21 protein-coding genes and 1 tRNA gene are annotated in these 21,148 nt (G+C 69.9%); 8 read left to right on the top strand and 14 right to left on the bottom strand.

All coding sequences use genetic code 11. The features are described 5' to 3' along the window. Window positions 1-3: 3 nt before the first annotated feature. Complete coding sequence (locus tag ACIBLA_RS08115; protein ID WP_399198104.1) at window positions 4-756, bottom strand: hypothetical protein; 753 nt, start codon at window positions 754-756, stop codon at window positions 4-6. A gap of 230 nt (window positions 757-986) precedes the next feature. On the opposite strand from ACIBLA_RS08115, the gene ACIBLA_RS08110 reads away from it, so the two are divergent. The 4 genes from ACIBLA_RS08110 (at window position 987) to ACIBLA_RS08095 (ending at window position 3,193) form a co-directional block, all read left to right on the top strand. Continuing rightward, entirely contained in the window at window positions 987-1,229 is a 243-nt protein-coding gene (locus ACIBLA_RS08110) for a chaplin (RefSeq protein ID WP_363242149.1), read from the top strand. Window positions 1,230-1,454: 225 nt separating this feature from the next. Next, the gene (locus ACIBLA_RS08105) at window positions 1,455-1,694 is read left to right on the top strand and encodes a chaplin (RefSeq protein WP_363242150.1); all 240 of its coding nucleotides are present in this window, start codon (window positions 1,455-1,457) and stop codon (window positions 1,692-1,694) included. A gap of 279 nt (window positions 1,695-1,973) precedes the next feature. After that, complete coding sequence (locus ACIBLA_RS08100; RefSeq protein WP_399198103.1) at window positions 1,974-2,711, top strand: hypothetical protein; 738 nt, start codon at window positions 1,974-1,976, stop codon at window positions 2,709-2,711. A gap of 140 nt (window positions 2,712-2,851) precedes the next feature. After that, window positions 2,852-3,193 carry a hypothetical protein gene (locus ACIBLA_RS08095; RefSeq protein ID WP_399198102.1) on the top strand — a complete coding sequence of 114 codons (342 nt, stop codon included), beginning with the start codon at window positions 2,852-2,854 and terminating at the stop codon, window positions 3,191-3,193. A 118-nt stretch (window positions 3,194-3,311) separates the two neighbouring features. Here the strand turns inward: ACIBLA_RS08095 and ACIBLA_RS08090 are convergent, their stop codons facing one another. Both ACIBLA_RS08090 and ACIBLA_RS08085 read right to left on the bottom strand, forming a co-directional pair. Then, the gene (locus ACIBLA_RS08090) at window positions 3,312-3,992 is read right to left on the bottom strand and encodes a vitamin K epoxide reductase family protein (protein ID WP_399198100.1); all 681 of its coding nucleotides are present in this window, start codon (window positions 3,990-3,992) and stop codon (window positions 3,312-3,314) included. A 364-nt stretch (window positions 3,993-4,356) separates the two neighbouring features. After that, complete coding sequence (locus tag ACIBLA_RS08085; protein ID WP_363242154.1) at window positions 4,357-4,863, bottom strand: DUF5949 family protein; 507 nt, start codon at window positions 4,861-4,863, stop codon at window positions 4,357-4,359. Window positions 4,864-5,039: 176 nt separating this feature from the next. On the opposite strand from ACIBLA_RS08085, the gene ACIBLA_RS08080 reads away from it, so the two are divergent. Continuing rightward, complete coding sequence (locus ACIBLA_RS08080; protein ID WP_399198099.1) at window positions 5,040-6,305, top strand: cytochrome P450; 1,266 nt, start codon at window positions 5,040-5,042, stop codon at window positions 6,303-6,305. Between the two features lie 21 nt (window positions 6,306-6,326). Here the strand turns inward: ACIBLA_RS08080 and ACIBLA_RS08075 are convergent, their stop codons facing one another. Together ACIBLA_RS08075 and ACIBLA_RS08070 are read right to left on the bottom strand one after the other, a co-directional pair. Then, window positions 6,327-7,526 carry a winged helix DNA-binding domain-containing protein gene (locus tag ACIBLA_RS08075; RefSeq protein ID WP_399198098.1) on the bottom strand — a complete coding sequence of 400 codons (1,200 nt, stop codon included), beginning with the start codon at window positions 7,524-7,526 and terminating at the stop codon, window positions 6,327-6,329. A 38-nt stretch (window positions 7,527-7,564) separates the two neighbouring features. Next, window positions 7,565-9,073 carry a TIGR00366 family protein gene (locus ACIBLA_RS08070; protein ID WP_363242156.1) on the bottom strand — a complete coding sequence of 503 codons (1,509 nt, stop codon included), beginning with the start codon at window positions 9,071-9,073 and terminating at the stop codon, window positions 7,565-7,567. A 161-nt stretch (window positions 9,074-9,234) separates the two neighbouring features. On the opposite strand from ACIBLA_RS08070, the gene ACIBLA_RS08065 reads away from it, so the two are divergent. Then, window positions 9,235-9,837 carry a DUF998 domain-containing protein gene (locus tag ACIBLA_RS08065; RefSeq protein ID WP_363242157.1) on the top strand — a complete coding sequence of 201 codons (603 nt, stop codon included), beginning with the start codon at window positions 9,235-9,237 and terminating at the stop codon, window positions 9,835-9,837. 15 nt (window positions 9,838-9,852) lie between these two features. Here ACIBLA_RS08065 and ACIBLA_RS08060 read toward each other — a convergent pair whose 3' ends face one another. After that, window positions 9,853-10,593 carry a class I SAM-dependent methyltransferase gene (locus tag ACIBLA_RS08060; protein WP_399198097.1) on the bottom strand — a complete coding sequence of 247 codons (741 nt, stop codon included), beginning with the start codon at window positions 10,591-10,593 and terminating at the stop codon, window positions 9,853-9,855. Window positions 10,594-10,748: 155 nt separating this feature from the next. Here ACIBLA_RS08060 and ACIBLA_RS08055 point away from each other — a divergent pair, with 155 nt between their 5' ends. Next, the gene (locus ACIBLA_RS08055; protein ID WP_399198096.1) at window positions 10,749-11,759 is read left to right on the top strand and encodes an NAD(P)/FAD-dependent oxidoreductase; all 1,011 of its coding nucleotides are present in this window, start codon (window positions 10,749-10,751) and stop codon (window positions 11,757-11,759) included. Between the two features lie 235 nt (window positions 11,760-11,994). Here the strand turns inward: ACIBLA_RS08055 and ACIBLA_RS08050 are convergent. The 7 genes from ACIBLA_RS08050 to galU all read right to left on the bottom strand — a co-directional run bounded on the left by ACIBLA_RS08050 (window position 11,995) and on the right by galU (window position 17,428). Continuing rightward, a tRNA-Ala gene (locus tag ACIBLA_RS08050) sits at window positions 11,995-12,068 on the bottom strand. Between the two features lie 60 nt (window positions 12,069-12,128). Further along, window positions 12,129-13,232 carry a gephyrin-like molybdotransferase receptor GlpR gene (gene glpR / locus ACIBLA_RS08045; RefSeq protein ID WP_399198095.1) on the bottom strand — a complete coding sequence of 368 codons (1,104 nt, stop codon included), beginning with the start codon at window positions 13,230-13,232 and terminating at the stop codon, window positions 12,129-12,131. A gap of 142 nt (window positions 13,233-13,374) precedes the next feature. Further along, window positions 13,375-13,998: a GNAT family protein gene (locus tag ACIBLA_RS08040; RefSeq protein ID WP_363242161.1), complete on the bottom strand. Its 624-nt coding sequence runs from the start codon at window positions 13,996-13,998 to the stop codon at window positions 13,375-13,377. After that, window positions 13,995-14,555 carry a molybdenum cofactor biosynthesis protein B gene (locus ACIBLA_RS08035; RefSeq protein WP_399198237.1) on the bottom strand — a complete coding sequence of 187 codons (561 nt, stop codon included), beginning with the start codon at window positions 14,553-14,555 and terminating at the stop codon, window positions 13,995-13,997. Before ACIBLA_RS08035 ends, ACIBLA_RS08040 begins: the two co-directional genes overlap by 4 nt. Window positions 14,556-14,575: 20 nt before the next feature. Further along, the gene (moaC, locus tag ACIBLA_RS08030; protein ID WP_363242162.1) at window positions 14,576-15,109 is read right to left on the bottom strand and encodes a cyclic pyranopterin monophosphate synthase MoaC; all 534 of its coding nucleotides are present in this window, start codon (window positions 15,107-15,109) and stop codon (window positions 14,576-14,578) included. Window positions 15,110-15,180: 71 nt separating this feature from the next. Continuing rightward, window positions 15,181-16,521, bottom strand: coding sequence for a gephyrin-like molybdotransferase Glp (gene glp / locus ACIBLA_RS08025; protein ID WP_363242163.1), 1,341 nt, complete (start codon window positions 16,519-16,521; stop codon window positions 15,181-15,183). 4 nt (window positions 16,522-16,525) lie between these two features. Then, entirely contained in the window at window positions 16,526-17,428 is a 903-nt protein-coding gene (gene galU, locus ACIBLA_RS08020; protein ID WP_363242164.1) for a UTP--glucose-1-phosphate uridylyltransferase GalU, read from the bottom strand. 105 nt (window positions 17,429-17,533) lie between these two features. On the opposite strand from galU, the gene ACIBLA_RS08015 reads away from it, so the two are divergent. Beyond that, window positions 17,534-18,130, top strand: a complete 597-nt coding sequence (locus tag ACIBLA_RS08015; protein ID WP_363242165.1) for a 5-formyltetrahydrofolate cyclo-ligase — start codon at window positions 17,534-17,536, stop codon at window positions 18,128-18,130. Between the two features lie 42 nt (window positions 18,131-18,172). Here ACIBLA_RS08015 and ACIBLA_RS08010 read toward each other — a convergent pair whose 3' ends face one another. Then, on the bottom strand, window positions 18,173-20,995 hold the full coding sequence (locus ACIBLA_RS08010) for a penicillin acylase family protein (RefSeq protein ID WP_399198093.1): 2,823 nt from the start codon (window positions 20,993-20,995) through the stop codon (window positions 18,173-18,175). Window positions 20,996-21,148 lie beyond the last annotated feature (153 nt).

The following is a 21,148-nucleotide window of genomic DNA, read 5'->3' as shown; positions in this document are numbered from 1 at the left end:
GGCTCAGCGCCGCGCGTCCACTGCTACGAAGAACGCGCCGAGCCAGACCGAGTCGCGCCCGACCCGGAAACTTACGTTCATAGTGTCGCCTCCCGAGACGAGTGCTTCACGCAAGTCGTAGACATCGGAGTCATATCCAAGAGTGTTCTTGTAAGCGGGTTGTCGTTTAATGTGATTGGATCCGTCATCGGCGATGCTGGAATTCATCACATCGTGGGTCGGGTTGGCGCTGTCGCTGACCGAACTCGCAATCCCGCGCCCCGTCCGGACGGTCACCGAATCACCGCCCGTCCCCGGATCCCCGTCGTAGGAGACGACCCCTATGGCACCCGCGCCGCCGGACGGCCAGATGGCGCAGCGGGTCCCCGGGCCGCTCGTACGCGACGACCGTCGTCCAGCCGCCCCAGGCACCCGCCGCCGTTCGGAGAGGACTTCCTTGTAGGCACCGCCGGGCTCGGCGATCAGTACGCGGCCGTTGCCCTTCGGCGGCTTCTGCTCACCGACGCGGAGGTTCCGACCCGTGGTCCGGCAGGTGACGGCCGAGTTGGCCGCCCGGACGATCCCGCCGTGCTGGACCGCGTGATAACGCTCGCGGATCGGAATTCGGGTCGCCTCTTTCGCGGAGGAGGCCGACGGGGCTGTCGAAGCCGAGGTCGAAGGCACTGCCACCGCTGTCACCGACGCGGACGCAGACGCAGACGCCATTACGGCAAACAGCAGACTGCGCCTTACCGCATGAACCGCACTCTCTCGCATAGAGACTCTCCGACCCGAAGAATGAATCGCCAGTGCACCCTTACAGAGTGCGGACTGAAAATCACGTGAGACGCGCGGACCGTACCAAAGCACAGTCGCTTTCCCGGAATCTGGCCGTTCTCACACCGGGGCCGCCCGGCCTTTCGCACTCATTGGCCGATCCCGCGTTTCCCGAACGGCCGCCGGTCGTTGAGCCTGTCGCACCATTGGTAAATCGAAAGGATATGGTGATGAAGCGAGTCGCCAAGACCGTCGTTCTGGCAACGTCGAGCGCCGCCCTTCTCCTCGCCGGTGCCGGTATGGCTTCCGCCAGCGGCGCCTCCGCCGAGGGAGTCGCGGCCAATTCTCCGGGTGTTCTCTCCGGCAACCTGCTCCAGATCCCGGTCCACGTCCCGGTGAACGTCTGTGGCAACTCGGTGAACGTCATCGGCCTGCTCAACCCGACCTTCGGCAACACCTGCGTCAACGCCTGACCTCCGACGGAGCTCACCCGAGCGCTCCCTCGGTCCCGGCCGAGGCCGGCCGGGACGCCAGTCGGCACACCGGTCGGCCCGCCGGGTCCGGCAGCGCCGCCGCCGGGCCCGGAACCGTTTCTTCACTCATTCGGACCGCAACCGATCAGCACGCCCCGCGTTGATCGGTAAGTCGGGCAACTGCGCCCGTAACGCCATTCCCTTAAGACCGAGGAGCTCATCCCCATGTCGCGTATCGCCAAGGCTGTTGTTCTGTCCTCCGCGGCTGCCGCCGCCGTCGTCGGCGCCTCCGGTGCCGCCATCGCCGACAGCGGCGCCCAGGGCGCGGCTGTCGGTTCTCCGGGTGTCATCTCCGGCAACGCCGTCCAGATCCCCGTGCACGTGCCCGTGAACGTCTGCGGCAACACCATCGACATCATCGGCCTGCTCAACCCGGCCTTCGGCAACACCTGCGTCAACGCCTGAATCTGACCGCAGCCGGACATCTGCCGTCACCACGGCAAGAGCCGCTCTCCCCGTCCAGGGGTGGGCGGCTCTTCCGCTGTACGGGGGTGGCCCCGGCCACCCTTTCGGCGGCGACACGCGTCCCGGACGGGTGAGAATCTCCGGCGGCCCGGTCCAGGTCAGCGGGGTCGAGGCGGCCGATTGGCGGACACCGGGCGGCGTTGTGGATCAGTTGCGGGAGGCGGCCCCGCGACTCACGGTGAAGACGAAACCTCCCTACGTGTCCTGAAAGGACCTTTCATGCGTTCCCATGTCTCATCCCGCGCCGCAGCCGCCGTCGTCTGCGCCGCACTCGTCCTCGGCACCGGCGGCACCGCCGTCGCCACCACCGTCCACGAGACTCCGGCCGGTATCGGCGCCGACGCGGCCCGTGCCCCGATCGCCGACGAGACCCTCAAGCAGCAGATCCGGACGCTGACTTCCCTCTCCGACGCCCTCGCTCCGGTCACCGAGCTGCTCACGGCGGTCCAGGCGGCCGACAACGGTCAGATCTCCGCCGCGGACGCCCAGAAGCACCGGGCGGCCATCAACAAGGCGCTGGACGCCGTGCAGAAGACCATCCAGGCGAAGCCCGCCAACCCGGCCAACCCGGCCAAGCCCGCCAACCCGGCCAACCCCGCCAAGCCCGAGGGCACCGCGGGCAACGCCAACCCCGTCAACGCCGTGGGCGCCGACAACCAGGCCCAGGCCCAGACCCAGGCCGCGGCCGACATGACGGCCGAGGCTGTCGTCTCCGTACGGAAGGCGACGAACGCGCTGCTCAAGGCGACGGGCACCAAGGACACGAACGCCGTCGCCACTCAGTCGAAGGCCGTCGTGACCTCGCTGGTCAACCTCGCCGCGGCACTCGTCATGAACGGCAGCCTGCCGGCTCCGAACCTGCCGGGTATGCCCGAGCTGCCGAAGCAGCCGGGCGCCGAGGCTCCCGCGCCGGCTCCGGAGCTTCCGGGCGTGCCGTCGACGCCGAAGCTCCCGTAGCACCGCGTACGTCGCAGCGGCCGTACCGGTCCCGTCAACACGGGGCCTGTACGGCCGTTCGTCGTGTCCGGCGCGGCTGGAGATCGTTACTGAGGACGAGGCCAGGCAAGCGAGAACCACCGTTGAAAGAAGGATTCACCATGAAGCCGTTGAAGCCCCTGAAGGTCGCCGCGGTCGTCGCCGGTTCCGTGATGGCGCTGGGTGCCGCCGCTCCCGCGTTCGCCGCCGACAATCTCCCGATGAGCCTGAACGGCGGACTGGGCGACACTGCTCAGACGGTGACCAACCAGGAGTCGCTCGACGCCCGGGTGGTGAAGACGAACGCGCTGGACCCCACGAACGACGGCTCGCTCGTCAAGAGCGTGGGCGACGTGGCGAAGGGCCTGACCGGCGGCGGCAAGGACGGAAAGGGTGGCAAGGGCGGAAAGGGCAAGACCGCCAAGGGCAGCGCGATGCTCGGCGGGCTCCCGCTCGGCAAGTAGCCCCCTAAAAAGACGGCCACCACTCCCGTAACTACCGGCGGCCGCACGGAGTCATCGCACGCGGGTGCGGGCTCCGTGTGGCCGCTTCGGCTTCCGTGCCGCTTCGCCGTACGTGGGCTCAGCTGGTCCAGAAGTCCCACCAGCGGGTGAGGATGAGCATCCCGATGGTCCCGATCCACAGCACCGGCACCACCCAGTGGAACTCCCCCAGCACGGTGCGCAGGCCGGCGGGCGCGGGCAGGATGCGGTGCTTGATGTTGTGCGTGGTGACGTAGCAGAACATGACGATCGTGGCGACCCAGGCGAGCGAGCACCAGAGGCAGAGCGAGCTGATGTTGTAGAGCGACTGGTACTGCAGCCAGGTGCAGAAGCCGACACCGAACAGCATTCCGGCGTTGAGCCCCAGCCAGAACCACCGGCGGTACCGCGCCCCCGCGAGCAGCCCCGCGCCGACGCACATCACGACCGCGTACGTCACCAGACCCAGCATCGGGTTCGGGAAGCCGAAGGCCGACGCCTGGTCGCTGGTCATGATGTTCCCGCAGGACACCACCGGGTTCAGACTGCATCCCGGCGTGAAACCCGGATCCTCCAGCAGCTTGAACTTGTCGATCGTGATCACCCACGACGCCAGCACACCCGCCGCACCCGTCACCACCAGCAGCCACGCCAGCACCCGCCCCGCCCCGAGGGGCCGCGGCCCGTGCCGCCGGGGCTCGTCCTCGTACCTGTCCGTGTAGTTGTCCGTGTACTTGTCCGCGTCGGACGACGACGCGTTGTCGGTCAATGCTGTTGCCATGGTGTCCACTCCACCGGTCCGGTCAGGCATTCGAAGTAGCGTTTCAGCTGTCCCCCTCGACACGCCGGGCACAGTGACTCCGGAGTCAAGTGCGGCGTTGCCAGAGCATGAACTCCGTCCGTGCACCCCGTTGGCAGCGCCTCTCAGCGGTGTCCGAGCTCCGTGCCGAAGCGGTTCCCCCGCCCCCTCCGCCGACCCCGCCTCCACCCACCGCCGCGCCGATCCCCACTCCCATCTACAGCGCTCTGGTGCGGGAGTGGGGCGCGGCGGGGCGTACGGTCCCCGCGAACGGCGGGCCCGGCCACGGCGGTCGGTGACGCGGGCGCCCAGGGCGGCCCCCGGCGTTGTACCGCCGCCGCCGCGCTCAGCCGCGCAGGCTGCTCACCGGCACCAGGCAGTGGGCGGCGCCGGTCAGCACGGTCTCGTCGCCGACGAAGGCGCGCAGCGCCTCCTCGCTCACCGGCTTGCCGGGCGTGCCCTCGGGCCACGGCTGGGTGGCGATGATGAAGTACACCGCGCCGGTCTCGCGCGCGTCCTCCTCCCACTCCGGCGGAACGGCGCACTGGGCCTTGAGATACGGCATGGTCAGTACGGCCCGCCCGGCCTGCACCAGCAGCGTGATCGGGACGCCCGGCGACTGGCCCACATCGATCAGACCGGCGCCGGTCCTGAGACCGACCTCCTTGATGACGGCGTGCATCGCCTCTCCCCCGGCCTCCGGGCCGTCGCGGCCGTCGCCCAGTGAATAGGCCAGCAGGAAAGGCGGGTTGCGCTCGCCGTCGGAGGGCTCGCTGGTCCAGGGAATTACCGTGAGGGTGCCGAGCAGGGGGGCGTATTGCGTTCTTCCCTGCTCGGTGTTGGTAGAGGTCATGCTTCGGCACAGTAGCGGCCCGTGGGGGCCGTAGGTGAGTTCGCGTCACCCGAGTGGCGGAGTATTCGTCTTCCCGTGCGACAGGGGTTCATGGATACCCCCATCTGCCGTGTGTCCGGCGCACGCTGATGCCTTGTCGGCCGTGGGAAGCTCAAAATCCACGGAAGGAATGAAAAATGACGCCGACACCGACACTGCCGCAGACACCGAATCTCGCCGACCCCTCGTTCTGGCAACTGCCGCATTCCGAAAGGCTGGCGGGTTTCGCCCGGCTCCGCGCCGCCGGGGCGCCGCGGTACTTCGTGGAGCGGCCGGGTGGCCGACTGCGGCCGGAGCGCGGGTTCTACGCACTGGTCAGGCACGCGGACGTGGTGGAGGCCAGCCGTAACGCACAGGTGTTCGGCAGCGCGCCCGGCGTCACGACCCCTGAGCCGGCCCGCTGGGTGCGGGCGCTGTTCGGGGAGTCCCTGGTGAATCTCGACGAGCCGCAGCACACGCAGCTGCGCCGTATCGTTTCCCGTGCTTTCACGCCCCGCATTCTGGCCGCGACGGAGGAGGATGTCCGCTCGGTGGCGACCCGCATTGTGGATGACATGCTCAGGGAGCGGCCGGCGGATTTCGTCACGACGGTCGCGTCACGTATGCCGTTCGAAGTCATCTGCAATCTGATGGGAATCCCCGAGAAGGAGCGCCCGTCGATCCTCGCGCAGGTGAATCGGGCGTCCGTCGAAACAGGCGTCGCGCGTACGGTACGGCAGCGAATTCGGATCCCCGGAAAGGGACTTCGCGCACTGGCGTCCATGCAGGGAATGGTCGCGGACCTCGGGCGGCAACGGCGCAGGAATCCGACCGGGGATCTCATCTCCGCGCTCGTGAACGCCGATATCGACGGCCAGTCGCTGAACGGGCGCCAACTCGGTTCGTTCTTCTCACTGCTGATGGTCGCCGGGGTGGAGACCACACGTAACGCGATCGCGCACGGGCTGTCCCTGCTGACCGACCATCCCGACCAACGGGCCCTGCTCCTCGATGACTTCGACCGGTACGCGGACGGCGCCGTCGAGGAGATCGTGCGCCACTCGACGCCGATCATCCAGTTCCGGCGCAGGCTCACCCAGGACCACCGGATGAACGGTCATGACTTCCGGCGGGGCCAGCGGGTGGTGCTGTTCTACGCCTCCGCCAACCGCGACGAGTCGGTCTTCACCGACCCCGACCGCTTCGACATCACCCGCGACCCCAACCCGCATGTGGGGTACGGGGGCGGTGGGCCGCACTACTGCCTGGGCACGTTCCTGGCGAAGCGGGAAATGAAGGCGCTCTTCCGGGAGTTGCTGACCAGATCACCCGAACTGCGCGCGGTGGGCGCGCCGGTGCTGGTGCCGTCGAACTTCGACAACCGGGTCCGTTCGATGCCGTGCGCGTTCGCGGGAGGCCGGTAGGGACCGGGCGGGCGTACGCCGTTACGCGGCGGTGCCCGCCAGTTCGTCCTCCAGCCAGGTGCGGCCCCGTGTGCGGGCGCTCAGCCTGACCTCGCCCAGGGGGACGGCGAGGCGCTCCGCCTCGTGCCGTACCGCCGCCTCCGCGTCCGCGCCGACGTCCTCCAGGAAGCGGCACACGATCTCGCCGCTCCTGTCCTGCGCCCAGCCGCCGACGACGCGGCCGTCCCACCACAGGGAGGGGCCGATGTTCCCGGCCTTGTCGAAGAGGCGTGGGCCGTGTTCGCCGAGGAACCAGTCGCGTTCGTGCCAGCCCATCGGCGTGGAGTCGAGCGCCGGCAGCAGCGCGGCCCATGGCTCCGGTGGCGCGGTGGGCTCCAGGTCGTCGGGCAGGAGCAGACCCGTCGCGCCGCCGAGATCGGCCTCGACCGGCTTCAGTACCGACAGCACCCGCTTCACCTGCGTCTTCGTCCACCCCGCCCACCAGCGCAGATCGTCCGCCGTGGCCGGTCCGAACGCCCGCAGCCAGCGCCGGGCCAGCTCCTCCTCCGCGCGGTGGGTGTCCCAGTGCACGAGGCCGCCGGGGAACCAGTCGGTCAGCGGCGCCCAGCGGTACTGGTGCGAGGTCCATGAGCCGCGGGGCCGGCCGCGTACGACCCGGCCCTCGGCGGCGAGCAGGAGCAGCAGTCTGCTCGCGACCTTCTGGGTGCCCTCGTAGTGCTTGCCGGGCGAGAGCACCACCTCCGTACTGAGGCGGGCGTCGTCGCCCGCGAGTTCGGTTGCCGTGGACTCGCCGCGCGCGGCGAGCGCGCGCACGGCGACGTCCTCCGTCCCGGCCAGCCACTCCCGTACGCCCGCCTCGTCGTCCGCGACCCCCGACGCCGCCAGGAACCCGAGGAGCTTGCGGCGTTCGCGCGCGGCCACCGCGTGCGAGCAGGCGGCCTGCATCACCGGGGCCACGTCGAGGGAGGTGACGAAGACGGTACGGCGCATACCGAGGAGCCGGATGAGGGTGCGGTCCTCGTACAGGGCGCGTTCCACGTCCCGTACCGAACCGCCGTTCGTCCGCGTCCATGTGGCGACGTACACGGAGGACGGGTCGGTGCTGTGCAGCGCGACGAGGGCGCGTGCCACCTCGACGGGGCCGTCCGCGCGGGCGGCCACGGCCAGCCGATGCCGTACGCCCAGCCGTGCCCGTCGCTCCGCCACGTCGATACGCCGCACGTCAGCCGCTCCTTCGCGCCATGGTCCGTCCTTCTTCCCTACGGGAAGGGAAGCGTACGGGCGAAAAGGGTCACCAGGATCAGCACCGCGGGGAAACAGGCGAGGAACATGGCGAAGGTGTAGCCCATGATGTCGCGCGCCTTGAGGCCGAGGATCGTCAGCGTGGGCAGCATCCAGAACGGCTGGAGCAGATTGGCGCTGGCCTCGCCGAGGTCGTACACGACGACCATCCAGCCCTGGTTCACCTGGAGCTGGTTGGCCGCCTCCAGGACGTACGGCGCCTCGATCACCCACTTGCTGCCGCCGCTGGGCACGAAGACGCCCAGCACCATGCTGTAGATCCCGATGAAGGCCGGATAGAAGAACTCGTTCGACACCGAGACCAGCCAGCCGGCGATGGTCTTGCTCAGCCCGGTGAAGGCGATCATCCCGAAGATGCCGCCGTAGAGGGGGAATTGGAGGAGCACGCCGGAGGCGGCCGGGGTGCCTTCCTTGACCGCCTGGGCGAGACGGACGGGGCGCCAGTGCAGGATGAGGGCCAGCAGGATCAGGATCAGGTTGACGGTGTTGAGGTCGAGCGCGTTGAGCGGGTCGCCCTCGGCGAGGGCGAAGTGCCGTACGAGATACCAGACGCCGAGCGCGAACAGCAGGATCGCGAAGACGGGGCTGTACTCGATCCACTCCCCCGGCCGGCCGCGCCGGGTCTGCTCCCGCTTCTCGGCGACGCTCGGCCCCAGCTCGATGCCGAGCTGCTCCGCGGTCTTCGCCCGCTCGGGGGACGGAGCCAGGAACCAGGCCATGACGACCGCGATCACGAAGATGATCGCCGTGGCGACCATGCCCTGCCACAGGAAGATGGTCTCGGTGAGCGGGATGAGCCCGCTGCCGCGCCCGTCCGCGATGACCTCCTGGACCGCGGGCGGACTCGACGCCTCACTGGCGACCTGGAGCGCGGCGGAACCGGACAGCCCCTGCGCCCAGACGGTCCCGAGCCCGAGGAATGCCATCGCGCCGAGCGCCCGGTAGTCCACGCCCTGGATCCGGCGGGCGATCTCCTTGGCGAGGATCGCCGTGAAGATGAGGCTGAACGCCCAGTTGAGGTACGCGGTCACCATGGCGACGGCGGCCGTGAACGCGATGGCGCCGCGTGGGGTACGGGGCACGCGCGCGATTCTGGCTATCAGCCGGCTCATCGGCGGGGAGACCGCGACCGCGTACCCGGCGATAATGATCATCGCCATCTGGAGCGTGAAGGTGATGAGCGACCAGAACCCCTGCCCCCACGCGTCCACCAGCCCGAACCCGGTGGTGTCGGCGGGATCGTCGGGACGCCCGTACAGCCCCTCCCCGGTGGCCAGTCCGATCGCGAAGACCGCGAACGTACCGACGAGGACGAAGCCGAGGGCGTCGGGCAGCCACTTCTCGGTGAACGCGGTGAAGCGCAGCGCCATGCGCGCGATCCAGTTGTCCTTGCCCGCGGGTCCGCCGCTCGCCGCCGTCTGCGGTTCAGGCTGCGGTTCAGGCTGTTGTGGGGACGCCGTGGCCATGGGAGCTCTCCTGTGGGAATGGCGGCCTGAGCCGCGGATCTCGTACAGGGGGCACGGAGCGGCGGAGGGAGTGGTTCAGCTTTCCGCCAGGACGGGGAAGCGCCCGTCCGCTGAGTGTGTGTCACCGGCAAGAGCGGGCGGGCGCTGTTTACGGTGGTCTGATGCGACGTGCCCCCTGGTGGGTCCTGCTCTCTTCGGGGGGCGCCCCTCTACTTCTGGTCGGTGCCTGGCTGATTGCGCAGCGGCTGCAAGGACCGCGCTACAACCCCACGGTGGACACCATCAGCGTGCTGGCGTCCTACGGTGCCCGCGGCTACTGGCTGATGACGGGAATAATGCTCGTGCTGGGGACGTGCTACGTCGCCACGGCGCACGGACTGCGAGAGGCCGCGTTGGCCGGGCGGTTCGCCCTGGCCGGCGGCGGGGTGGCCGCGATGACGCTGACGCTGGTGCCCGCGCCCACCAGTGGTGGGACGCTGGCACACGGGGTGGTCGCGGCTGTCGGCTTCGTGCTGCTCGCGGTGTGGCCCGCTCTGGCCGCGAGGCGCAGGCGAGCTGTGCCGTGGGGGCTTCGGTTCAAGGTGGCGGTCATCGCGAGCGCGCTGATGTGCGGGTGCGCGTTGTGGTTCGTGCTGGAGCTGCGGAACGGGAAGGCGCCGGGGGTCGCGGAGCGGGTGGTCACCTTCGTCCAGGCCGTGTGGCCACTGGTGGTGGCCGTCTCCTGCCGGCTCTGGCCCGGCGGCCCCGCGCCGGCGGAGTCCTGACAGTTGGTTTCCCGGCTACAGGTCGGCTACGAGGAGGCGGTAGCCGGCATCGAGTGTTTCGCGGTCGAGCAGGTCCGCATGGTGTTGGTGCCACCGTCCGGAGGACAGGTCGTCGGAGAGCCGGGCCAGGCCTGGCTGGAGGGCTTCGTCGCTGGTCTGGGCGAACAGGGAGATACCGGCCCGCACCTCCGGGTCGAGGTATGCCGCGGGTCGGCGCCAGAAGGCGGCCAGGAATCCGTCGGTGCAGTCGTGCGGGACGGGGACGTCTTCGACGCGGGCGCCTCCCAACAGCGTGGCCAGGCGGTCGATCGCGAGGGCTCGTGTTTCGTCGAACGCGGCTGCTTCGGGCAGGTACTCCTCCAGCAGCCAGAACCTGTGGTTGATGTCGGGGTCGAAGGTGAGGACGACGACCCGCTGCCGGGCGATGCGGAGGAGTTCGCCGATGCCGGCTTCCAGGTCGCTCCAGTGGTGCACGGTCAGGAGGGCGATCACGGCATCGGCCGAGTCGTCAGCGAGGGGGATCGACTCCGCGGATGCTTCCAGGGCCGGTGCGGATCCGGCCGGGCGCTGGGCGATCATCACTGAGCTGGGTTCAACGGCGAGCACCGTTTGCGACGGTTCGTAGGAGCCGGTGCCTGCTCCTACGTTGATCACGGTGGCAGCACCGTCGAGAGCTTGATGGATCCTGGCGGCGATTCGTGGGTCCGGGCGGCGGGTGGAGGCGTAGGTCGCACCGATGCTGTCGTAAGTCGCCATGCCGTGGAGTATGCCCTTCTCGCCAGGACCGGCACGACGTCCTCAAACCCCTGAGCTGACTCAAGAACAGCCGCGCGGTGGGGTGTTCAGGAGGAAAAAAGGCCCACCAGTCCGCGCGGGCGGACACTAGGGTCGTGAACATGTTGAGACCATCGGTGAGTAGGGACTTGGTCGTCGTCGGCGCAGGCATTGTCGGCGCATCGGTGGCCTATCACGCCGCCCGGGCGGGCGCCAACGTGACGTTGGTCGACGCCGGGCGGCCAGGCGCCGGTGTGACGGCGGACTCATTCGCCTGGATCGGATCGTCCGGCGTGCTCACAGTTCCGGCCGCCGGGCTGCGGGCCAGTGCAACGGCGGAGTACCACCGGCTCGGGGCCGAGTTGCCGGGACTCCCGGTGACCTGGTCCGGCTCGCTGAGCTGGAACAGGCAGGACAGTGCGCCGGACGCCGGGCCCGGGCAGACGATCGTGGATGCGGCCACCGTGGCGACGCTCGAACCCAACCTTCGGCAGCCTCCGGAGTGGGCTGTCTGGGCGCCGGGGGACGGCGCTGTTGACTCGGTGGGCGTGACCGAGCGGCTGGTCGCGGGCGCTCGCACCCATGGAGCCCGGGTACATCTGGACACGCCGGTTACCGCGGTCCGCCGGGATACAGCGGGCCGGATCGCCGGGGTCGAGACGGCAGCAGGACCCCTCTCCGGTGCGACGGTGGTGCTGGCGGCCGGAGTTGCCACGGCCGCGCTGGGCGCGCCGCTCGGTGTGCGCGTCCCGGTCGAACCGTCGCCGTCTCCGCTGTTCCGGCTCAGCGCCCCGGCCGGTCTGGTCCGCACCGTGGTCAACACCGAGGACTTCGATCTTCGGCAGGTCGCCGCGGACCGGCTGATCGCCGCCGCGGACTCGCCCGAACGGACCCTTGCCGCCGTCCGGTCCACATTCCATGGCGCCGGGAGCGTCGAGCTGCTCAGCACCCGACTCGGAGTGCGTCCAATGCCGGTCGACGGTGAGCCGATCGTCGGCCCGGTCGCCGAGGTCCCCGGCCTCTACGTGGCAGTGATGCACGCGGCGGTCACGCTCGCCGCGGCCGTGGGCCGCCTGGTCGCACGGGAGTTGGTCGACGGAACCGTTGAGCCGACTCTGTCAGGTTGCCGCCCGGATCGCTTCCACTAGGCCGTGTCCGCGAAGTAGCGCCGTCCGCCCGCAGGGCACGCCGCTCCTTCTCCGGGACGGCGTGCGCAGCCATACCCGCACCCTCGCAATCGGCAGCACGGCCCCCATCGAGCCACCCCGACCCATGCGGCCAGATCTCCCGACGAGCCCCAGAAACGACGAAATCCCGCCCGATCAAAGTGATCGGACGGGACTCCTGAACCGCCTACGAGCTGACTCGTGAACGGCCGCGCGGTGGACCTGTGGGGATTTGAACCCCAGACCCCCTCGATGCGAACGAGGTGCGCTACCAGACTGCGCCACAGGCCCTTGCGACGAATGAAACTTTAGCACCCCCTTCGGGCTGCTTGGAAATCCGTTCCTCGCTGGTCACTCGTTGGCGGCGCGGGGGCGGTCGTCCTCGTCGAACTGGTCGAAGAGCGGGGTCCGGCCGCGGTCGCGCGAGCGGCGTGGGGGCGGTGGCGTGTGGCGTTGGGCGCGGGGCTCGGGGGCCGTCGGTTCCGTCGGGGTCGGTTCCGCCGTGGAGGAGCGGGCCGCGCTCCAGGTCTCCGGGTCGCTGACGTTCACGCCGCCCGTGGCGCGTGGGGCGACCGGGGCCGTCACGTACGTCGGGAGGGGAACCGGGACCGGCTCCCAGCTGTCGCCGCGGGCCGGGCCGCGCTCGCGTTGCTGGTCGACCCACTCCGCGTGGTCCGTCTGCTCGACCAGGGCGCGGCGGCCGGCCTCCTGCGGGGAGACCGTCGGGGCCGGTTCCGGGGCGGGGCGCGGTTCGGGCTCCTCGTCCGACTCGGCCGGGGCCGAGGCCTTCTGATGGCGGCGGGGGCGGTTCTCGCGCAGGCGCTGCGCGGCGATCTCGGCCCTGCGGCGGTCCATGGTGAAGACGAAGCGGCGCCGTTCCTGGGCGCGCAGATGCACGATGTACACGCTGAGGAGTACGGCGGGGACGCCGGGCGCCCACAGGAAGGCGAGCCCTTGGACGCCGGCGACGATCGCGCCGATCGTGAAGGCGAGGAAGAGGACGACGGTGGTGCGCCGGCGGCGTGCGAGGACCTGCGAACGCTGGGCGCGGCGGGCACGTTCGGCCGCGGCGCCGGAGGGGCGCGCGCGCCGTTCGGGAGCCGGGCGGGCCGGCGCGGGCGACGGTGCCGGGGCTGGTGTCGGTGCCGGGATCTCCAGGCGGGCTTCCGTACGGGCCGCGGGCGCGGAGAAGGACCGGACGTCGACGGAGCTTGTCGGCTCCGCCGCGGCGTCCGGTTCACCGTCGGGCCCGGCCTCCTCGGTCGTGCGGTCCTGCAACTCCTTGGCGTACCGGCGCTCCATGGCCGCGCGTCCGGACAGCAGCCGGATGGCGGTGCTGAAGCGTTCAGTCGGACGGGCTTCGTTGAGCTCGTCCTGTCTGCGGAGCCACATCGGTACCAAGTAGGCGGCCCAGGCCCCGACGATGACTGCGTAGATGAGGCCGCTGCTGCTCACGGTTCACACCGTAGAGGTGTTCGCGCGAGGGGATCCGCCAATTGAGCCGGTGTGTCGCACGATCTGGCTGATATCACGGACTTTTTTTGTGATTGTTCGGATCGCTTGATGGTCGGGTCGCGATCAATTTCGAACGAATGTTTTATTTATGTGGCGTACCAGGTCGCGCCTGGTGCCAGCGGTGCAGAAGTCCCTCCGGCACTTCCTCGGCCGTGAGCGCGAAAACGAGATGGTCCCGCCAGGCCCCGTCGATGTGCAGATAGCGGGGCCGGGTGCCTTCCTCACGGAATCCGAGTTTCTCCACGACCCGGCGGCTCGGCCCGTTCTCGGGGCGAATACAGACCTCGATCCGGTGCATCCCCGCCATACGGAAACAGTGGTCGACGGCGAGTGCCACAGCCGTCGGCATGACGCCGCGCCCCGCGACGTCGCGGTCCACCCAGTAGCCGACGTGCCCCGAGCACATGGAGCCCCAGGTGATGCCCGCCACCGTCAACTGGCCGACCAAGCGCCCCTGGTACTCGATGACGAACGGCAGCATCCGCCCGGCGTTCGCCTCGGCCCGCAGATGGCGGACCATCTGCCGGTACGTCGGGCGCTGGGCGAGTGGGGCGCCGGGGGGCGGCGGCGGGATCGTCGCCTCCCAGGGACGCAGCCACTCGCGGTTGCGCCGGTTCACCTCGCGCCAGGCCCGCTGGTCGCGCAGCTTTATGGGGCGGAGGACCACGTCGCCGTCCACCAGTGCCACGGGCCAGAAGGGGGTCATCCGTCGGTACGGGGGTGATCGCCGCCGTGGATCTGGTCGACGGCGTGGACGAGCAGCCGGTCGAGGACGGCGAGCCCGTCCCGTACACCGCCGGAGGAGCCGGGCAGATTCACGATCAGGGTCCGGCCCGCGACGCCCGCGAGGCCGCGCGAGAGCGCGGCGGTGGGGACCTTGCGGGCGCCCTCAGCACGGATCGCCTCGGGGATGCCGGGGATCTCGCGGTCCAGGACGCGGCGGGTGGCCTCGGGGGTGCGGTCGGTGGGCGAGACGCCGGTGCCGCCGGTGGTCAGGATGACGGCGTACGAGGCGGCCACCCCGTCACGCAGGGCCCGCTCGACCGGGTCGCCGTCGGGCACGACCAGCGGTCCCTGGACCGAGAAGCCCAACTCGGCGAGGGCGTTGGCGATGATCGGGCCTCCGGTGTCCGCGTACACGCCGGCCGCCGCGCGGTTGGAAGCGGTGACCACCAGCGCGCGGTACGGCTCCCGTGCGCGCGGCGCCGGGGCCGCGGCCCCGGCGGTGGCGGTGGCGGTGGCGGTGGTGGCGGGATCGGTCATGCCGTTCGTGGCGGGATCCGTCATGCCGTGCCCCTCTCCGGTGTCCGGCGGGACCAGTGGCCCGACTTTCCGCCGGTCTTCTCCTCGACCCGTACGTCCGTGATGACCGCGCCCTTGTCGACGGCCTTGACCATGTCGACCAGCGTCAGCGCCGCGACCGTGACCGCGGTCAGGGCCTCCATCTCGACGCCCGTGCGGTCCGTGGTCTTCACCGTGGCCAGGACCTCCACCGCGTCGTCCGTGACGGCGAGATCGATCGTGACACCCGAGACCGCCAGCGGATGGCAGAGCGGGATCAGGTCCGGGGTCCGTTTCGCGCCCATGATGCCCGCGATACGGGCGGTGGCCAGGGCGTCGCCCTTGGGCATCCCCTCGCCCCGCAGCAGTTCGACGACGCGCGGCGACACCAGCACGCGGCCGCTCGCGCTCGCCGTGCGCGCGGTGACCTCCTTGGCGGAGACGTCGACCATGCGGGCCGCGCCCGCCTCGTCGATATGCGTCAGTCGGCCTGGTCGAGAAGGTCCGGGGGTCTCCCCCCGGGAAAACGCAGTCATCGCTGTGGCGCTCCCGGTCCGGGCCCGGCGGGGCCTGTTAGGCAGGACACGCTACCGCCACCGGGCGGCCGTCAGCCGAGCAGCACCACGTCGACCTCGCTTCCGGGCTCCACCGACGTGGCCTCCTCGGGGACCACGATCAGCGCGTCGGCATGGGCGAGGGCGGCGACGAGATGGGAGCCGGCGCCGCCGACGGGGACGGCCGAGCCCGCCTCCGCGTCGTACGTACCGCGCAGGAACTGGCGCCGGCCGGCCGGGGACCTCAGCGCCTGGTCGGACTTCAGGGTCGCGCGCACCGTCGGGCGGTGGACGTCCTGGCGGCCCATGAGCGCGCGGATCGCGGGCCGTACGAACAACTCGAAGGAGACGTACGACGAGACGGGATTGCCGGGGAGCGCGAGCAGCGGAGTGTGCTCGGGGCCGATCGAGCCGAAGCCCTGGGGCTTGCCCGGCTGCATCGCGAGCGTGCGGAAGTCGATGCCGCTGCCCGGCTCGTCCTCGTCTCCTACGGAGGACAGCGCCTCCTTGACCACGTCGTACGCCCCGACGCTGACACCGCCGGTCGTCACGATCACGTCCGCGCGGATCAACTGGTCCTCGATGGTGGCCCGCAGGGTGTCCGCGTCGTCGGTGACCGCGCCGACCCGGTAGGCGATGGCGCCCGCGTCGCGCGCGGCGGCGGTGAGCGCGAAGCTGTTGGAGTCGTAGATCTGGCCCTGGCCCAACGCCTCACCCGGCTGCACCAGTTCGCTGCCGGTCGACAGGACGACCACGCGCGGGCGCGGGTGCACCCGGACGGTGGAGCGGCCGATGGCGGACAGCAGGCCGATCTGGGGTGGGCCGAGGACCGTGCCGGCCTCCAGGGCGAGGTCCCCGGCCTGGACGTCGCTGCCGCGCGCGCGGACGTGGGCGCGGGCCTCCACCGAGCGGTACACCCGGACCTCGCCGCTGGCGCCCTCGGGCGCGGAGCCGGCCGGTCGCATGGAGGTGGCGGCTCCGCCGCCCGTACCGCCGTCGGTCCACTCGACCGGGACGACGGCCTCGGCGCCCGGCGGGAGCGGCGCGCCGGTCATAATCCGGGCGGCCTGGCCGGGGCCGACGCGGGGCAGGGACTCGCCGCCCGCCGCGACATCGCCGATGACGGTCAGGACGGCCGGGAACTCCTCGTCGGCGCCGGACACGTCGGCCGTACGGACCGCGTAGCCGTCCATGGAGCTGTTGTCGAACGGCGGCAGGGCGACCGGCACCGTGACGTCCTCGACGAGGACGCAGCCCTGGGCGTCGGGCAGTTGCAGCTCGATCGGGTCGAGCGGGCGGACCGTGGCGAGGATGTCCGCCAGGTGCTCGTCCACCGTCCAGAGCCGCCCTCGGCCCGAGACGGGCGCCGTTGCCGGTGTCGCCGTACTGCTCAAGGTCCTACATCTCCTCGTTGACGTAACTGCGCAGCCAGGTCCGGAAGTCCGGTCCCAGGTCTTCACGTTCGCACGCGAGTCTGACAATGGCACGCAGATAGTCGCCACGGTCACCCGTGTCATAGCGGCGTCCCTTGAAGACGACGCCGTGGACCGGGCCGCCGACCTTCTCGTCGGCGGACAGCTGCTGGAGCGCGTCAGTGAGCTGGATCTCACCACCCCGGCCGGGCTCGGTCTCGCGCAGTATCCCGAAGACGGCGGGGTCCAGGACGTAACGGCCGATGATGGCGTAGTTGCTGGGGGCGTCCGCCGCGTCGGGCTTCTCGACCAGGTCGTGCACCTTGACCACGTCGCCGTAGGCGGTGGGCTCGACGGCGGCACATCCGTAGAGATGGATCTGGTCGGGCTCGACCTCCATCAGGGCGATGACGCTGCCGCCCTCGCGCTCCTGGATCTCGACCATGCGGGACAGCAGCGGGTCGCGCGGGTCGATCAGGTCGTCGCCGAGGAGCACCGCGAAGGGCTGGTCGCCGACGTGCGGGGCGGCGCACAGGACGGCGTGGCCGAGGCCCTTGGGGTCGCCCTGCCGCACGTAGTGCATCGTGGCGAGGTCGCTGGACTCCTGCACCTTGGCGAGGCGTTCGGTGTCTCCCTTGCGGGTGAGCGCCTCCTCCAGCTCGTAGTTGCGGTCGAAGTGGTCTTCCAGGGGACGCTTGTTGCGTCCGGTGACCATGAGAACGTCGGAGAGCCCTGCCATCACGGCTTCCTCGACCACGTACTGGATCGCGGGCTTGTCCACGACCGGCAGCATCTCTTTGGGAGTGGCCTTGGTGACAGGCAGGAACCGTGTGCCGAGGCCTGCGGCGGGGATGACAGCCTTGCTGATCCTGGGGGGCGACTGAGTCATGCCGAGCACCCTATCCGCCACAGATGAGGGGAAGATGTGGCTCCGGTTAACTTTCTCTCTATACATACACATTCGAGAGATTTGCGAAGTTCGGTGAGCAACGACATGTCAGGAAAACCCGCACTGCGGCGGGAACTCCTTGCCGCCCGGCGTCTGCTGTCCGAGAAGGACGTCAAGGCCGCCTCGGCGGTTCTCGCCCGGCGGGCTTTGGACCTTCCCGAGATCGCGGGGGCCGGCACCGTCGCCGCGTACGTCTCCGTAGGAGGCGAGCCCGGCACGCGCGCGCTGCTCGACACGCTGCGGGAGCGGGGGGTGCGGGTCCTCCTGCCGGTGCTGTTGCCGGACAACGATCTGGACTGGGCGGCGTACGAGGGGGCCGAACGGCTGGTGCGCGCGGGGCGCGGGCTGCTGGAGCCGGACGGTGCGCGGCTGGGCGTGGGCGCGGTGCTTCAGGCGCGGGTGGTGCTGCTTCCCGGACTCGCGGTGGACGCGCGCGGGATGCGGCTGGGGCGGGGCGGGGGGTCGTACGACCGGGTCCTGGCCCGGCTGGAGGGCGCGGGGGCGGAGGCCGGGGATGGGGCCGTACTCGCGGTGCTGCTGTACGACCACGAGGTGGTCGAGCGGGTCCCTGAGGAGCCGCACGACCGCCCCGTGCACGTGGTGGTGACTCCGGGCGGGACCAGGCGCTTCGAGAGCGCGTGAGAGGCGCGACGGGGCGGCAGAGCGCCTTGGTGACTTGGCGCCTTACGGCGCGAGCGTCAGGGTGTCCCCCGTGCTCTCCTCCACGGCTCTGCTGCTGAACGACCAGTCGAGCAGCTCCCCCTTGGCCCACTTCTCGGTCTGGTCGGTGTAGTTCGCGCTGTACGCGTGGCCCGAGGCACCCGTCAGATTGATCCAGCGGGACTTGTCCCAGTCGTCGACGTTGACGACCATCCGCATCGACGGCACCCACATGACGTCGTAGCCGCCGGCCGCGTTCCAGCCGGTGGCGTTGACCGCGGCCTCACCGCCGCCCAGGTTCCACGGGCCGCGGTTGAGCAGGGTCTTGACAATGCCGGGACCCTCCGTACCAAGGGTCTGGTTCTCCAGGTTCAGCTGGTGCAGCCGGCCCCAGCTCCAGGTGGAGACGTCCTTGCCGAGCTTGGCGGTCAACTCCCAGCGCGCGTCGGTGAGGGCGCGCAACAGGAGTTGGTCGCGGGTCTCCGTGGCCTTCTCCGTACGCGTCTTCGGGGACTGCCACCATTCGTTGTCCTCGTCCTTGAGGATCTTGCGGGTGATCTCGAACCAGCGGTCGCCGCCGTCGGGCTGCGCCGAGTCCGCGGAGCGCTGGCCGCACTCCCGTACCAGCTCCGCGAGGTCGTCGACCGGGCCCGTGCTGTCGGCGGGGCGCACGTTGAGGCACTCGTCCTCGACGCGCATCTCCTTGGGAAGCTTGTTCCCGAAGGCGAGCTTGAGGACATTGCGCCAGACGCCGTTGAAGTACGCCGCCGCCGCCGAGTCCGGCTCCTGGGTGCCGTCCCAGCCTTCGAGGAGCTTCTGGGCCTCGCGGACGGAGGGGTCCGAGACATCGATCTTCAGCAGGTACGGCATGAGGAGCGTGGCGATCTCGCTGCGGTTGTCGGTCTGCATGGTGCGCATGTCGTCCATGGAGATCTTGCCGCCGTCCTTGATCTTCGACTTGACGAGGTCGTTGATCCGCTGGCTGCGGGCGCCGTAACCCCAGTCCTCGGTCAGCGGATGCTTGTAGTCCTCGCCTATGACGGCCTGGTTGGCGGTGACGATGTAGCCGCGCTTCGGGTTCTCCTCGTAAGGAAGCTCGTCGAAGGGGACGTAGTCCTTCCACCGGTAGTCCGTGTTCCAGCCGGGGGCCGGCAGCGAGCCGTCACCCTTGGCGCGGATCGGGATCCGGCCGGGCGCCTGGTAACCGATGTTGGCCTTGGTGTCCGCGTAGATCAGATTCTGGGAAGGGACCTCGAACTTCTCGGCCGCCGAGCGGAACTGTGCGAAGTCCTTGGCCTTGTTGAGCTGGAAGACCGCGTCCATCGATCTGCCCGGATCGAGGGCGGTCCACCGGAGGGAGACCGCGTAGCCGTCGCGACGGTCGGGCGCCGCGTTGTTGACGGGGGCCTTGTCCCCGACTCTGCGCAGCTCGGCGTTGCGGTCGGAGACGACCGGGCGGCCCGGTTCGGCGGGGCGGCCCGGATCGGTGGAACGGACCGGTTTGGTGGAACGGACCGTGATGGTCTGGCTCTTGGCCCCGGCGATCTTGATCGTTTCCTGACGGGTCGTGAACTTCTTCTGCTCGTTCCCGTACTGGTAGGTGTCGCCGTCGACCTTCTCCAGATAGAGGTCGGTCACGTCGGCGCCGAGGTTGGTCATGCCCCAGGCGATGTCCTTGTTGTGGCCGATGATGACGCCCGGCATCCCGGCGAAGGTGTAGCCGGCGACGTCGTACTGGCAGTCCTTGGTGAAGCTGCGGCAGTGCAGGCCCATCTGGTACCAGACGGAAGGGAGCTGGGGCGCGAGGTGCGGGTCGTTGGCGAGCAGCGGCTTGCCAGTCGTCGTGTACTGACCGGACACCACCCACGAGTTGGACCCGATGCCGCTGCCGCTGGGGCCGAGGAGGGCGGGGATCTCGTCGAGGGTGCCGGAGAGGGCGTCGAGCTGGGACTCCAGGCCCTGGGTGGCGGCGCCCGCGTCGGTGCCGGTACCGGTGCCCGTACCTGCGCCTGTCCCTGTCCCTGTCCCTGTACCTGTGCCCGTTCCCGTACCGTCGCCCGTCGTGCCGCCGGGTTCGGCCTTGGGGTCGAACTCCTCCGTGAGCGGGTCGACCGCGCCGTCGGTGACGATCGGCTGGTTCCTGTCGTACGGATACTCCGGATACAGGTCCTTGATCTGATCCTCGTCCATCCTGCTCGTGAGCAGCGAACGGTCGATCTCGTCCTGCATGTTGGAGCGCAGGTCCCACGCCATCGCCTTGAGCCAGGCCACCGAGTCGACGGGGGTCCACTTCGCGGGCGTGTAGTCGTTGGTGAAGCCCAGGGCGGCGTACTCGACGGAGATGTCCTTGCCGTCGCGGCCCTTGAGGTAGTCGTTGACACCGTCCGCGTACGACTGGAGGTTCTTCTTCGTCTCGTCCGAGAGCTTGGTGTCGTACTCCTCCTGTGCCACCCGCCGCCAGCCGAGTGTGCGCAGGAATTCGTCCGTCGCGACCTGCCCCTTGCCGAACATCTCGGAGAGCCGGCCCGCGGTCATATGGCGCCGGACGTCCATCTCCCAGAAGCGGTCCTGCGCCTGGACGTAACCCTGTGCGCGGAACAGGTCCTTGTCGGTGTTCGCGTAGATCTGCGGGATGCCGTAACTGTCGCGCTTGATCTCGACCCGGCCGTCGAGCCCAGGCAGCTTGATCGTGCCGGTCGTCTGCGGGAGCGAGGCACGCACGGTACTGACGCCCCAGTAGGCGCCGTACCCAACGCCTGCTACCAGAGCGAGCACCAGGACGATCACGACAAAGCGGGCGCGTCGCCCCTTCTTTTTGGTGGCAGGGGGCGTTGAGTTGGCGGGCATCGCTGTCCTTCGAGGGGCAGGGCGGTCCTGGAATGCTGCAGCAACCATAGGCGCAGCGCTTCACCCGTTCCGACGCGGTGTCACTAGTACGACCAGGAGCATGACCCGGCGGGACTCCTCGGACGATCACACAGGAAATCACCGATCGATCGC

Origin of the sequence: Streptomyces sp. NPDC050433 (genome assembly GCF_044458565.1) — a bacterium.
GTDB lineage: Bacteria > Actinomycetota > Actinomycetes > Streptomycetales > Streptomycetaceae > Streptomyces.
This window is presented reverse-complemented; position numbering and strand designations above follow the sequence as displayed.

Excerpts from the sequence above, each read along its gene's own strand:
- ACIBLA_RS08115 (WP_399198104.1), bottom strand. The coding sequence starts at position 756 with ATGCGAGAGAGTGCGGTTCATGCGGTAAGGCGCAGTCTGCTGTTTGCC.
- ACIBLA_RS08110 (WP_363242149.1), top strand. The coding sequence starts at position 987 with ATGAAGCGAGTCGCCAAGACCGTCGTTCTGGCAACGTCGAGCGCCGCC.
- ACIBLA_RS08105 (WP_363242150.1), top strand. The coding sequence starts at position 1,455 with ATGTCGCGTATCGCCAAGGCTGTTGTTCTGTCCTCCGCGGCTGCCGCC.
- ACIBLA_RS08100 (WP_399198103.1), top strand. The coding sequence starts at position 1,974 with ATGCGTTCCCATGTCTCATCCCGCGCCGCAGCCGCCGTCGTCTGCGCC.
- ACIBLA_RS08095 (WP_399198102.1), top strand. The coding sequence starts at position 2,852 with ATGAAGCCGTTGAAGCCCCTGAAGGTCGCCGCGGTCGTCGCCGGTTCC.
- ACIBLA_RS08090 (WP_399198100.1), bottom strand. The coding sequence starts at position 3,992 with ATGGCAACAGCATTGACCGACAACGCGTCGTCGTCCGACGCGGACAAG.
- ACIBLA_RS08085 (WP_363242154.1), bottom strand. The coding sequence starts at position 4,863 with ATGACCTCTACCAACACCGAGCAGGGAAGAACGCAATACGCCCCCCTG.
- ACIBLA_RS08080 (WP_399198099.1), top strand. The coding sequence starts at position 5,040 with ATGACGCCGACACCGACACTGCCGCAGACACCGAATCTCGCCGACCCC.
- ACIBLA_RS08070 (WP_363242156.1), bottom strand. The coding sequence starts at position 9,073 with ATGGCCACGGCGTCCCCACAACAGCCTGAACCGCAGCCTGAACCGCAG.
- ACIBLA_RS08065 (WP_363242157.1), top strand. The coding sequence starts at position 9,235 with ATGCGACGTGCCCCCTGGTGGGTCCTGCTCTCTTCGGGGGGCGCCCCT.
- ACIBLA_RS08060 (WP_399198097.1), bottom strand. The coding sequence starts at position 10,593 with ATGGCGACTTACGACAGCATCGGTGCGACCTACGCCTCCACCCGCCGC.
- ACIBLA_RS08040 (WP_363242161.1), bottom strand. The coding sequence starts at position 13,998 with ATGACCCCCTTCTGGCCCGTGGCACTGGTGGACGGCGACGTGGTCCTC.
- ACIBLA_RS08035 (WP_399198237.1), bottom strand. The coding sequence starts at position 14,555 with ATGACCGATCCCGCCACCACCGCCACCGCCACCGCCACCGCCGGGGCC.
- moaC (WP_363242162.1), bottom strand. The coding sequence starts at position 15,109 with ATGACTGCGTTTTCCCGGGGGGAGACCCCCGGACCTTCTCGACCAGGC.
- galU (WP_363242164.1), bottom strand. The coding sequence starts at position 17,428 with ATGACTCAGTCGCCCCCCAGGATCAGCAAGGCTGTCATCCCCGCCGCA.
- ACIBLA_RS08015 (WP_363242165.1), top strand. The coding sequence starts at position 17,534 with ATGTCAGGAAAACCCGCACTGCGGCGGGAACTCCTTGCCGCCCGGCGT.
- ACIBLA_RS08010 (WP_399198093.1), bottom strand. The coding sequence starts at position 20,995 with ATGCCCGCCAACTCAACGCCCCCTGCCACCAAAAAGAAGGGGCGACGC.